11 protein-coding genes are annotated in these 11,918 nt (G+C 74.0%); 3 read left to right on the plus strand and 8 right to left on the minus strand.

Annotation, left to right across the window (positions count from 1 at the left end; all coding sequences use genetic code 11):
* Positions 1 to 11: 11 nt before the first annotated feature.
* From dhaK to VGP36_16275, 6 genes are all read right to left on the minus strand, one after another.
* Positions 12 to 1,007 carry a dihydroxyacetone kinase subunit DhaK gene (dhaK, locus tag VGP36_16250; GenBank protein ID HEV7656267.1) on the minus strand — a complete coding sequence of 332 codons (996 nt, stop codon included), beginning with the start codon at positions 1,005 to 1,007 and terminating at the stop codon, positions 12 to 14.
* 67 nt (positions 1,008 to 1,074) lie between these two features.
* Positions 1,075 to 1,707, minus strand: coding sequence for a dihydroxyacetone kinase subunit DhaL (gene dhaL / locus VGP36_16255; protein HEV7656268.1), 633 nt, complete (start codon positions 1,705 to 1,707; stop codon positions 1,075 to 1,077).
* A complete protein-coding gene (locus VGP36_16260; protein HEV7656269.1) occupies positions 1,697 to 2,491 on the minus strand; it encodes an HAD-IA family hydrolase in 795 nt (264 codons plus the stop codon). The genes dhaL and VGP36_16260 overlap by 11 nt, the downstream gene beginning before the upstream one ends.
* On the minus strand, positions 2,488 to 3,351 hold the full coding sequence (locus tag VGP36_16265; GenBank protein ID HEV7656270.1) for a class II fructose-bisphosphate aldolase: 864 nt from the start codon (positions 3,349 to 3,351) through the stop codon (positions 2,488 to 2,490). Before VGP36_16265 ends, VGP36_16260 begins: the two co-directional genes overlap by 4 nt.
* A gap of 28 nt (positions 3,352 to 3,379) precedes the next feature.
* Positions 3,380 to 5,179 carry a GAF domain-containing protein gene (locus VGP36_16270; GenBank protein ID HEV7656271.1) on the minus strand — a complete coding sequence of 600 codons (1,800 nt, stop codon included), beginning with the start codon at positions 5,177 to 5,179 and terminating at the stop codon, positions 3,380 to 3,382.
* Positions 5,180 to 5,334: 155 nt separating this feature from the next.
* Positions 5,335 to 5,922, minus strand: coding sequence for a DJ-1/PfpI family protein (locus tag VGP36_16275; protein HEV7656272.1), 588 nt, complete (start codon positions 5,920 to 5,922; stop codon positions 5,335 to 5,337).
* An 80-nt stretch (positions 5,923 to 6,002) separates the two neighbouring features.
* Here VGP36_16275 and VGP36_16280 point away from each other — a divergent pair, with 80 nt between their 5' ends.
* Together VGP36_16280 and VGP36_16285 are read left to right on the plus strand one after the other, a co-directional pair.
* Entirely contained in the window at positions 6,003 to 7,115 is a 1,113-nt protein-coding gene (locus VGP36_16280) for a DUF427 domain-containing protein (protein HEV7656273.1), read from the plus strand.
* Positions 7,116 to 7,209: 94 nt separating this feature from the next.
* Entirely contained in the window at positions 7,210 to 8,088 is an 879-nt protein-coding gene (locus VGP36_16285; protein HEV7656274.1) for an NAD(P)H-binding protein, read from the plus strand.
* 44 nt (positions 8,089 to 8,132) lie between these two features.
* On the opposite strand, the gene VGP36_16290 is transcribed toward VGP36_16285, so the two are convergent.
* Together VGP36_16290 and VGP36_16295 are read right to left on the minus strand one after the other, a co-directional pair.
* Complete coding sequence (locus VGP36_16290; GenBank protein ID HEV7656275.1) at positions 8,133 to 8,840, minus strand: methyltransferase domain-containing protein; 708 nt, start codon at positions 8,838 to 8,840, stop codon at positions 8,133 to 8,135.
* Positions 8,841 to 8,851: 11 nt separating this feature from the next.
* Positions 8,852 to 10,531, minus strand: a complete 1,680-nt coding sequence (locus VGP36_16295) for a substrate-binding domain-containing protein (GenBank protein HEV7656276.1) — start codon at positions 10,529 to 10,531, stop codon at positions 8,852 to 8,854.
* A gap of 196 nt (positions 10,532 to 10,727) precedes the next feature.
* Between VGP36_16295 and VGP36_16300 the strand changes: the two genes are divergently transcribed.
* Positions 10,728 to 11,912, plus strand: coding sequence for a PP2C family protein-serine/threonine phosphatase (locus VGP36_16300; GenBank protein HEV7656277.1), 1,185 nt, complete (start codon positions 10,728 to 10,730; stop codon positions 11,910 to 11,912).
* Positions 11,913 to 11,918: the final 6 nt, after the last annotated feature.

Raw genomic sequence — 11,918 nt, forward strand, 5'->3', positions numbered from 1 at the left:
TGTCACTTCCCTCAGAACGTGCGGATGGCGATCTCGGCCGGTGCGCTGAACAGGTCGACCAGCTCGTCGTCCAGCTTGACCAGGGTCAGCGAGGCGCCCGCCATGTCCAGCGAGGTGCAGTACTCGCCCACGTAGTTGCGGCGGACGTGGATGCCGCGGGACTCCAGCTGCTGGTGCGCGCGCCCGTAGAGGATGTAGAGCTCGCTGATCGGGGTGCCGCCGAGCCCGTTGATCATCAGCGCCACGTCGTCGCCCTGCTGGTACGGCAGGTCGGTGACGACGGCCTCGAGCAGCTCGTCGACGATGTCGTTGGCGGAGGCCAGCTTCTCCCGGCGGCGACCGGGCTCGCCGTGGATGCCGACGCCCATCTCCATCTCGTCGTCGCCCAGGTCGAACAGCGGCGAGCCCTTGGCCGGGGGCGTGCAGGAGGTCAGGGCCATGCCCATGGTGCGGGTGACCGAGTTGACCCGGCTGCCGATCTTCACCAGGTCGTCGAGCTCGGCGCCGCGCTCGGAGGCCGCGCCGACCGCCTTGATGACGAAGAAGTTGCCGGCCACGCCGCGCCGCCCGACCGTGTACGTCGAGTCCTTGACCGCGACGTCGTCGTCGACGACGACCGTCTCGATCCGGACGCCCTCGGCGTCGGCCATCTCCCGGCCCATGTCGAAGGCCATCCGGTCGCCGGTGTAGTTGTTGATCAGGTGCAGTACGCCCTTCTGGGAGTTGAGCAGCTTGCTCGTCTCCAGGACGTAGTCCATCGGCGGCGCGGCGAAGACGTTGCCGGGACAGGCGGCGTCGAGCATGCCCTTGCCGACGATCATCACGTGCGCGGGCTCGTGGCCGGAGCCGGAGCCCTGGACGATCGAGACCTTGTCGTCGTTGGGGGCGTCGGCCCGCATGATCAGGTTGTAGTCCGGCACGTACTTCAGCGTGTCGGGGTTGGCCAGCGCGATGCCCTGCAGCATCTCGGGCACGAAGTTGTTGGGGTCGTTGACGAACTTCTTCACGTCACACTCCTCTGTGGACTGAAGGTTTCCTGGTCGTCTCGCCGGTTGGCAGCACAGAAGTACGGGATCAGGCTCTCCGGTTCGCCCAGCCGGCCGAGACCGCCTCGGCCAGCACCGCGACGGCGATCGCGCCGGCATCGACCGAGCCGATGCTGCGTTCGCCGGTGTAGCTCGCCCGTCCCCGCCGGGCCTGCAGCTCCTTGGTCGCCTCGGCCGTCTCGCGCGCCTTGGTCGCGAACGCGGCGGCGCCGTCCTCGCCGGCGGCCAGCGCCTGTTCCAGCGCGTCGGTGGCCGGCACGAGGGAGTCGAGCAGTGTCTTGTCGCCGAGCTCGGCCTTGCCGCGGGCCATGATGCCCTCGGCCGCCGCCCGCAGCCCGGCCACCAGCGTGTCACCGTCCACTTCGGACTTGTCGCCGACGGTCGCGGCGAAGCGGAGGAACGCGGTGCCCCAGATCGGCCCCGAGGTGCCGCCGATCTTGCTGGTGATGGTGATCGCGACCTTCTTCAGGAAGGTCGCGATGTCGGTACGGTCGATGTCGTCCCAGCCGGACAGCACCACCTCGAAGCCGCGCGCCATCGAGTAGCCGAAGTCGCCGTCGCCGACGACCGCGTCGAGGTCGCCGAAGTACTTCTCGTTCTCGACCGCGGTCCGCGCCATCGTGCGCACGACGTACTCGACGTCGGCGAGGTCACCCGCCATCGGGAACTCCAATCGGTACGGCCATGCAGGCCTCCAGGTCGGTGAGCTGGACGAGCTCGCCGGGATCGGCGTCGGTGTGGTTGGCCAGCACCCGGGCGGCCTCGCCCGGGTCCCCGAGCGAGGTGACGACGAGCGCCGCCCCGCTGAAGTCCTCGTCCTGGGTGTAGCCGTTGACGGTGATCAGCGCGGGCAGCCGGGCGCCGGTGGCGGCGAGGTAGCCGTTGCGGGAGTCTTCGACCACGACCGTCGCCTGTGGATCGGCGCCCAGCTCGCGGACCGCCAGCACGTAGATGTCCGGGGCCGGTTTCTTGGCCGGGACGATGTCGCCGGCGAAGACGGTGAACCCGGCCGCCAGGTCCGCGCCGGCGACGTGTTCGAGCACGGCCCGGACGGACGGCTCGGCCGAGGTGGAGGCGACGGCCAGCCGCCAGCCGGCCTCGATGGCCGCGGCGATGATCCGGCGGATCCCCGGCCGGCCGGGCAGCTTCCCGTCGGCGACCATGGCCGTGTAGATCTCGGTCTTGCGCTGGTGCCAGGCCGCGATCGCCTCGTCCTGGCCGTCCTCGTCCGTGGGCAGGCCGGCCTCGGCGACGAACTCCGGGGTGAGCAGGCTGCGCATCCGCTCCTTGCCCCCGCCGATCAGCACCTTCTCCGCGTAGTCCGCCTCGGACCACCGCACCGGCAGGCCGAACTCGGCGAAGGTCTGGTTGAAGGCCGGCAGGTGCCCGTACCGCTCGGTGTCGGCCAGGACGCCGTCGCAGTCGAAGATGAGAGTGTTCGTCACGCCCCCGCCTTGCCCGCGCTGCCGAAGCGGCGCATGTGGTCGGCGGCCATCTCCTTGACCGCGGTGCCGACCGCCGTGAACAGCGACGGCGGGTCCCACTTGTTCTTGGCCTCGGCCTGCTGGAGGAACTCCAGGTTGGCCTTCATGTAGGTCACCTTGAGCGCCGTGGAGATGTTGATCTTTGCGCAGCCGCGGCTGATGAGGTCGGTGAACTGCTCGTCCGACATCCCGGTCCCGCCGTGCAGCGCCATCGGGATGTCGACCCGGGCCACGATGTCGGAGACCCGCTGCGCGTCCAGGGTCGGCGCGCTGGAGTAGACGCCGTGCGCGTTGCCGATCGCCGGCGCGAACACGTCCACCCCAGTGGCCTTCACGAACTCGACCACCGCGTCCAGGTCCTGGCGGGCCGCCTCGGTGTCCGAGCCGATGCCGTCCTCGACCCCGGTGATCGACTCGACCTCACCCTCGACCTGGGCGCCGTACTGCTTGGCCTCGGCCACGACCTCGACCGTCTGCCGCTGGTTCTCCTCGATCGGCAGCGTGGAGGCGTCGAAGAGCACCGAGTTCCAGCCGGTCCGCAGGCAGCGGCTGATGACCTCGCGGTCCGGGCAGTGGTCCAGGTGCAGCGCGACCGGGACCGGCACGTCCGCGGTCATCGTGGTCCACAGGCCGTAGAGCACGTCGTAGCCGATCGAGCGGACCGTCTTGACCGAGGTCTGCACGATCAGCGGCGCGTTCAGCTCGGTGGCGGCGGCCAGTACCGCCTCGAGCGTGAGGTCGTTGACGATGTTGATCGCGGCCACGCCGTAGCGCTCGCGGTACGCCGTGGCGAGGATCTCGCCGGTGGGTACGACAGGCATCGCACACCTTCCCTCGGTGCGCCCGACGCTAGGCCTGCCGTACCCGCACCGCGCCCGGGAAGCTCCCCGTCTTCGAGGTAGGGGTTTCCCCCAGGCTCAGCGACGCGAGCTCGGTCCGGTTGCGGCTGCCGGTCTTACGCAGGACGGCACCGACGTGCTTCTCGACCGTCTTGACCGAGATGACGAGGCGCTCGGCGATCTGCTTGTCCCGCAGGCCGCGGCAGACCAGCCCGTACACCTCGCGCTCGCGGTCGGTCAGCGCGACCGGGTCGGCGACGCTGTTCAGCGCGGCCGCCGGCAGCACGGCCCGGCCCTGGGCGGCGGCCAGCACGGCCCGGGCCAGCTCGGTGCCGGACGCGTCGTCGACCAGCCAGCCGCTGGCGCCGGCCCGCAGCGTCGCGGCCGCGTGCTCCTGGTCCCGTTCGGCGCAGAGCACGAGCACGATCGCGGCCGGGTCGAGCGCCCGGATCGCCTTCGCGCCGGCCAGCGCGTCGGGGTCGGGCAGGTCCAGGTGCACCAGCACCACGTCCGGGGCCAGCAGCCGGTACGCGTCCAGCGCCGCGTCGACCGAGTCGACCTCGCCGGCCACCTGCAGCGCCGGCTCCCCCGCCGCGAGCAGCCGGACCACGCCGGCCCGGGTGATCGGGTGCGGCGCGGCGACCAGGACCCGGACCCGGTCGGCCACCGGGGCGCCCAGCGGGGCCCGGACCCGCACCCGGGTGCCCCAGCCGGCCAGCGAGTCCACGTCCAGCGTCCCGCCGATCAGCCGGGCCCGCTCGGCCATCCCGCGCAGGCCGATCGAGCCGGCCGTCTCGCCCTGCGCGGACTGCGAGAATCCCTGGCCGTCGTCCTGGACCAGGACCGCGACCGAGCCCTCCTCGTGGATCACGCCGATGCGGACCGAGCGGGCGCCGGCGTGCCGGACCGCGTTGGTCAGCGCCTCCTGGGCGATCCGGAACAGCTGGTGCGCCAGCCCGTCCGGCACCGGCTGCGGGACGCCCGCCTCGACCAGCCGGACGTCCAGGTTGCCGGTCCGGTTGGCCCAGCCCAGCTCCAGCTCCAGCGCCTCGGCCAGGGACCGGCCCTCCAGCGGGGACGGCGCCAGCCCCAGCACCGTACGGCGGGTCTCGGCCAGCGCGGTCACCGCCGACTCCCGGGCCAGCTCGATCTCGCGGGTGGGCTCGGGGCCGCGGGCGGCCGCGTCCAGATGCACGATCACCGAGGCCAGCCCTTGCGCGACCGTGTCGTGCACCTCCCGGACCAGCCGGTCCCGCTCGGCCGCGGCGGCCTCGGCCCGGGCGTGCGCCTCGGCCTCCGCGTACAGCCGGGCGTTGGCCAGGGCGATCGCGGCGTGCCGGGCGAAGAGCTCCAGCCGGGCGACGTCGGCGGCGCCGAAGGTCCGGGCCGGGTCGCGGCTGAACACCACGCAGGCGCCGACCACCCCGTCCCGCCAGAGGATCGGCACCCCGACCACGCCGCGCAGGGTCTCCCGGTCCTCGGCCCGGACGTGGCCGCCCGGGACGGTTCGGTAGTCCCCGTACTGCACCGGGCCGCGGGCGCGGACGACCGCGCCGGTCATCCCCTCGGTGAGCGGGAAGACCTGGCCGGACTGGCAGGCGACGCCGAAGTCGGCCTCCTTGCGGTAGATCCCGGCGGCCTCGTCCACGCTGCAGATCGAGCCGGCGTCGCCACCGAGCAGCTCGACCGACCGGCGCAGGATGCGCTCCAGCAGCGGCCGCAGCTCGAACTTGCCGGCCAGGTCCTCGGCGACCCCGTGCAGCACGGCGGCATCAACGTCGACACCGGCCTCGACGAGCGTGTTCTCCACTGGAGTGCCTCCTCATCGAGCCACCCCACCAACCTAACCGCCGAATCCGTTTCCCAGCACTGCCGTGCTCGCCGGGTGACCGGCACGTCGCTCCTGGCGGAGCCGGACGACCAGGTCCGGGACCCGTTCCGGGCCGCGTTCCGGCCGGCGGCCGGCTAGACCGGAGGCTCGGGGTCGTACTGGATGTAGCGGCGGATCTCGCGGGCACGCTCGACCCCGCCCAGCCGGGCGACCAGGTGCAGCGCCATGTCGATGCCGGCCGAGACGCCGCCGGCGGTGACGATGTCGCCGGCGTCGACGTACCGGTCGTCGGGGCGGACCTCGATGCTGGGGTCGAGCTCCTTGAGCCGGTCCAGCGAGCCCCAGTGCGTCGTCGCCGGCCGGCCCCGCAGCAGGCCTGCGGCCGCGTAGAGCAGCGAGCCGGTGCAGACGCTGGTCAACAGCGGGGCGTCGACCCGCCGCTCGCGCAGCCAGTCCAGCGTCGGCCGGTCGGTCAGCAGCGGCCGGGTGCCGCGCCCGCCCGGGACCACCAGCACGTCCAGCAGCGGCACGGTCCGGTACGAGTGGGTGGCCTGCACGACCAGCCCCTTGGCGCAGTGCACCAGCCCGCCGGCGGCGGAGACCGTCGTGACGTCCCAGCCGTCGCCGGGGAACTGGTCGGTCCAGGCCGCGAGCACCTCCCACGGCCCGATCGCGTCGAGCTCCTCGAACCCGTCGAAGAACAGGATCCCGATGGTCGGCATGGGCCGAGCCTGCCCGATCAGCCCGCGGCGTACTCCTCCAGGTCGACCTCGACGGGAGCGGCGCGAGATCCCGGTGATCTGTGGCGAGCAGCCTGGAGCTGCACCCGGGCGACTCGCTGCTGCCCTGCGCGGGCGGTACCAGCCGGGGCGGCCTGGTCGGCTACCCGCGGTTCGCCGCGGTGCCGGCCGGCTGCGCCGGCTCCTCGGCCGAGGACGTGCTGGAGCGGGGTCGGGGGCGACGCTGGCCGACCGCGGCACCACCACCGCCGACGGCACCTCGTTCCTCGCGCTGCGGGTCCGCGGCGGCCGCGGCCGGCCGCCCGAGCCCCGCGAGGCGGCACCCGGACCGACTGTCCACATCTGCGCCGCGGCGGTGTAGACAGGGCGCCATGAGCGTACGGATGCGGGATGTCATGGGCAGCAAGCTGGGCGAGCTGCGCCGCGAGCTGCTGCCGTTCCGGCTGCGCGGCCGCCTCGGCGGGGAGACCGTCGTGGACAGCACCCGGGCGATGCTGGTCTGGGAGCCGCGGCACGTGCTGCCGACCTACGCGATCCCGGAGAAGGACATCAGCGCCACCGTCGAGCCGGACCCGGACGGCCGCCAGGACCCGCCGGACGACCCGATGATCTACCCGAACACGCCGTTCGCGGCCCACACCGCCGAGGGCGAGCCGGTCCGGATCACCGCCGGCGGGGCGAGCGCGGCCGGCCTGCGCACCGCCGACCCGGGCCTGACCGGGTACGTGCTGGTCGACTTCGCCGGCTTCGACGCCTGGCACGAGGAGGACGACGAGCGCATCGGGCACCCGCGCGACCCGTACCACCGCATCGAGGTGCTGCCGTCCTCCCGGACCGTGCGGATCGAGAAGGACGGCGTGGTGCTGGCCGAGACCGACCGGCCGCAGCTGCTGTTGGAGACCGGCCTGCCGGTCCGGACGTACATCCCGGCCGAGGACGTGCGGGTGCCGCTGCGGGACAGCGCGCTGACGACGATCTGCTCGTACAAGGGGACGGCGTCCTACAGGTCGCCGGAGCTGCCGGACGGGACCGTGGTCGAGGACGTCGTCTGGTACTACCCGGAGCCGCTCAACGACGCCGTCCCGGTCAAGGACCTGGTCGCCTTCTACGACGAGAAGCTCGACGTGTTCGTGGACGGCAAGAAGCACGGGCGGCCGAACACGGAGTGGTCCTGACCTCCAGGGCGGCGTGAGGCGGCGCACGGCATCGATCCGCCGGCGGGTAGGTTGTTGAAAGCGCAAACATCTGCCACCCGCGGAGGTACCTGTCATGTCGATCGTCGTCACCGGAGCCACCGGGCATCTCGGCCGTCTCGTCGTCGAGCAGCTGCTGGCCCGCGGCGTCGCCCCGGACGACGTCGTCGCGGCCGGCCGCCAACTCGGTCCGCTGGCCGACCTCGAGGCGCGCGGCGTACGGACCGCGGTCTTCGACTACGACGCGCCGGCCGAGGGCGTGCTCGCCGCGGGCGACACGGTCCTGCTGGTCTCCATGCCGGTGCCGGGCAACCGGGTCGCCCAGCACGGCAACGCGCTGGAGGCCGCGGCCAAGGCCGGCGTCGGCCGGGTCGTCTACACCAGCGCGCCGCACGCCACCGACACCACGCTCGTGCTGGCCCCGGAGCACAAGGCCACCGAGGAGCTGATCCGGGCCGGCGGGGTGACGTACACGATCCTGCGCAACAACTGGTACACCGAGGGCTACGCCCAGACGCTGGCCCAGGCCGCGCGGACCGGCGTCATCCTCGGCAGCGCCGGGTCCGGCCGGGTCGCCAGCGCGTCCCGGGTCGACTACGCCGCCGCGACCGCGGCCGTGCTCACCACCGACGGCCACGACGACGCCACGTACGAGCTGACCGGCGACGTCGCCTGGGACTTCACCGAGTTCGCGCAGGCGGCCGCGACCGTGCTCGGCCGGGACGTCGAGTACCGCTCGGTCTCGCCCGAGGAGCACCTGGCCACGCTGATCGCCGCCGGGCTGCCCGACGGCACGGCCGGCTTCGTGGTCGCGCTGGACGGCAACATCCGCGAGGGCACCCTCGGCGACGCCACCGGCGACCTGGCCCGGCTGGCCGGCCGCCCGTCCACGCCGCTGGTCGACGGGCTGCGCACGCTGGCCCAGTCCATTGCGGACAGTGGGCAGCGGCGCTAGTCCTTCACCCTGGCCCAGTCCATTGCGGACAGTGGGCAGCGGCGCTAGTCCTTTTTGGACAGCGGTGCGGGCGTGCCCCGGGTGAGGCGGTGGATGCGCACCCGGGGCAGCACGTCCGCCGGTGTGACCACGGTCGTGTCCCGCTCCCAGCCGGCCGCGTCGACCGTACGGAGGAACTCCGGCTCCCGCGGCCGGCCCGGGTCGGCCAGCCAGACCCGGTCGGTCAGCCGCGGCAGCAACGCGGCCAGCACCGGGACGGTGGCCGGCTCGTAGAGCACGTCCGCGGCGACCACCAGGTCCCACGGGGCCTCGGCCAGCAGCGGGTCGGGCCGCTCGAAGCTGCACCGGACGGTCCGGACCGGCACGCCGTTGCGCTCGGCGTTGACCGTGGTGAACGCGATCGCCTCGGCCGACTGGTCGGCCGCCAGCACCTCGGCCCCCGCCGCGGAGGCGGCCACGCTGACCAGCCCGAGCCCGCAGCCGAGCTCCAGCACCCGGGCGCCGACCAGCGAGGTCCGGGCGACCACGTCGGCCAGCGCGCTCCCGCTGGGCCAGAGCTCGGCCCAGAACGGCAGCCGCTCGTCCGGCGGGTCGTCCTCGGCCAGCACCTCGTCCAGCAGCGCGTCGCCCGAGCGCGGCCGCAGCAGGAACGTCTCCCGGCCGCCGAGCACGAGCGTCTCCTCGACCAGGTCGGAGGCCGCGCCACCCGGCAGGCCCGGCGGGACCTCGCTCACCCGGCGCGCGCTGCTCACGGAGGGGAAGACTACGCAGGGCCCGTGCCGACCAGGCCGGACGCGGCCGCGTGCAGGAACGCGGCGGCGACCTGGGCCGGCGTCTGCACCGGCGAGACGTACCCGTCGACCACGCCGACGGCCTTCTGCAGGCCGGCCACGTCCGGCAGCGCGCCGAACGCGACCACGGTCAGCTGCACCGGCCGCTTCGGGTCGGTCGCGGCCTTGAGCGCCACGGTCAGCTGGGCGGCGCCGATGGAGACCGGGTCGGCCTCGTTGCGCCCGTCGGTGAACACCACGACCTCGTTCGCCATCCCGCTGCGGTACGCCGCCGTCGCCGACCTGTACGCGGCCAGGATCGTGTCGTACAGGCCGGTGCCGGTCTGCTCGGCGGCCAGCGTGCTCACCGCGCCGCTGAGCCCGGCCCGCTGCCCCTCGGTCAGCTCGGCCGTCGGCAGCAGCACCTTGTAGTCCCGCGGCGGGTCCAGCTGCGAGCCGAACGACCAGAGCCCGAGCGAGGACTGGTCCGGCAGCAGCTGCCCGACGGCCAGGCAGCCCGCGCGGACCAGCTGGATCAGCGGCGTGTTCGTCCCCGGGGCGCGCTGGGCCATCGAGCCGGACACGTCCACGGCCAGCAGGATGCTGCTGAGCCGGTCCTGGACGTACCAGGCGGCGAAGACGTGGTCGACGTGGTGCGCCTCCAGGACCACCTGCGGCCGGGCCGTGAGCGCGGGCAGCCGGACTCCGCCGGACCCGGCCGGGGCGGCCCCGTCCGGGCGGCGCAACCGGGCCGCCGCGTACGCCGGGGACGCGTCCGGGCTCTTCAGCTCGGCCAGCAGCCGCTCCAGCCCGGCGGCCCGCTCCGGGGTGCCGACCGCGGCGGCCGAGGGCAGCCAGGCGTAGCGCAGCAGGGCGGTGTAGTCGGTGCCGGGCAGCACGGCGTCCGCGCCGGCATCCTTGGCCGCCAGCAGCGCGTACTCCGGGACCAGGCCGACCTCGCCGGCCCGGTTCGGCAGCGCCGGGGCCGAGCCGCCGACCGTCCGGGTCTGCTTGAGGATCGCCGACAGCGCCGCCGACGAGGCGTCCATGCCGTTCTTGATCCAGACCGACTCGCCGAGGCTGCCGGCGGCGACCATGCCGTCGCCGGAGCCCTTCGGGTCCCGGACCGCGAGCCGGACCCCGGACGAGGGCGTGGCGGCCAGCCGGGACAGGCCGAGCCAGGAGCCGCCGGCCGCCCGGACCCTGGTCGCGGTGGCGGGGTCGGTGACCATGTAGATCGGGCTGGTGGCCAGCACCGTGCCGGAGCCGCCCTGGCCCTCCTCGGCCAGCAGCCCGCCGCGGGCGACGGCAGCCCAGGACGCGTCGTCCGGGATCCAGACGTCGGCCTCCCGTTCGGCCACCCGGTCCGCGGCGGCGCGGCCGTCGACGACGACCGTGTCCAGCGCGACGCAGTCCTTGCCCGTCGCCAGGGCCGGCTGCACCGCCGCCAGTACCGGCGCGAACGAGGCGGCGGTGACGACCCGCAGGCTCCGGTCGCAGGATGAGGCGGCCAGCAGCGAGGACGCGTCCGCGGATCCGGCCGTCGCGGGGGTCGGACCCTGCCGGGAGACCATGAACCCGGCGGAGGTCACGCCGACGAGCGCGAGCACGACCGCGGCCGTCCAGAGCGCGGGGCGCCGGATCCGTGCGGCGGCCGAGCTGTGCCTGCCCATGAGATTCCCCGTCTACCGGGTCGCCCCCCAGCGTCCCCTGGACGACTGACTCGGGCGAGAGCATGCCACTTCCTTGCTGCTCTGCACCCGGCATCACCGCCACTATCACCCGGCGCGCCGGAGCGTACGCGTACAGTGGCGAATCCCGGGCGCCGGCCGTGCTGCTCGGGGCGGTCGGGCCCCTAAGGTCGGGATCATGGCGTCCGATCCCACCGCGGTCCTCGGTGAGCTCGTTCGCCGTACCCGGGGTACCGGGCCGTCCGAGCTGGCCCCGCTGGTGGCCGAGTGCGCACAGCGGGCCGGGATGGCCGAGGCGGTCATCTACCTGGCCGACTACGCGCAGAGCCGGCTGATGCCGCTGCCGTACGCGGGGATGCCGGTCCGGCTGCCGCTGGGCGTGGACGGCACGCTGGCCGGGCGGGCGTACCGGACCGGCGGCGGGCTGGTCGGCGAGGGCACCGACGGCGACCGGCGGCTCTGGCTGCCGCTGTCGGAGGGCAGCGAGCGGCTCGGCGTGCTCGAGCTCGCGGTGCCGGCCGCCGAGGCCGGGGCGGTCCTGCCCGCAGCCCAGGACCTGGCCGACCTGGTCGCCGCGCTGCTGGTCACCCGCTGGGCCTACGGGGACGTGTTCGAGCTGGTCCGGCGGGTGCGGCCGATGCGGCTGCCGGCCGAGATCCAGTGGCGACTGCTGCCCCCGACCACGGTCGAGGCCGGCGCGGTCTCGCTGTCCGGCCTGCTGGAGCCGTGGGACGAGGTCGGCGGCGACGCCTTCGACTACGCGCTGAACGACGGCCGGCTGCACCTGGCGCTGTTCGATGCGATGGGCCACGGACTGGCCGCCACCCTGCTGGCCACGCTCGCGGTCGGCGCGTACCGCAACTCCCGGCGCGGCCGGACCGACCTGCGGGGCACGTACGAGGCGATCGACGTCGCGATCGCGAGCCAGTTCGGCCGGGAGCAGTTCGTCACCGGCCTGCTGCTGGACCTCGACGTCTCGACCGGGCTGCTGCAGTGGATCTCGGCCGGGCACCTGCCGCCGCTGCTGGTCCGGCAGAACCGGCAGGTCCGGCTGCCCGAGGGCCGGCCGGCCACCCCGCTCGGGCTGCGGTTCACCGACGGCCACCCGCCGATCCAGACCCTGCAGCTGGAGCCGGGCGACCGGCTGGTGCTCTACACCGACGGCGTGGTCGAGGCCCGCAGGCTGGGCCAGTTCTTCACCGAGGAGCGGCTGGCCGACTTCGTGATCCGGGCCTCGGCGTCCGGGCACGCCGGCCCGGAGGTGCTGCGGCGGCTGATCCGGGCCGTGCTGGAGCACCAGAACGGTCTGCTGCAGGACGACGCCACGCTGATGCTGCTGAACTGGGCCGGCCCGCCGGCCTGAGACCGG

It is taken from the genome of Mycobacteriales bacterium (genome assembly GCA_035995165.1).
Lineage (GTDB): Bacteria > Actinomycetota > Actinomycetes > Mycobacteriales > CADCTP01 > CADCTP01.

Excerpts from the sequence above, each read along its gene's own strand:
- VGP36_16265 (HEV7656270.1), bottom strand. The coding sequence starts at position 3,351 with ATGCCTGTCGTACCCACCGGCGAGATCCTCGCCACGGCGTACCGCGAG.
- VGP36_16295 (HEV7656276.1), bottom strand. The coding sequence starts at position 10,531 with ATGGGCAGGCACAGCTCGGCCGCCGCACGGATCCGGCGCCCCGCGCTC.
- VGP36_16300 (HEV7656277.1), top strand. The coding sequence starts at position 10,728 with ATGGCGTCCGATCCCACCGCGGTCCTCGGTGAGCTCGTTCGCCGTACC.
- VGP36_16285 (HEV7656274.1), top strand. The coding sequence starts at position 7,210 with ATGTCGATCGTCGTCACCGGAGCCACCGGGCATCTCGGCCGTCTCGTC.
- VGP36_16275 (HEV7656272.1), bottom strand. The coding sequence starts at position 5,922 with ATGCCGACCATCGGGATCCTGTTCTTCGACGGGTTCGAGGAGCTCGAC.
- dhaL (HEV7656268.1), bottom strand. The coding sequence starts at position 1,707 with ATGGCGGGTGACCTCGCCGACGTCGAGTACGTCGTGCGCACGATGGCG.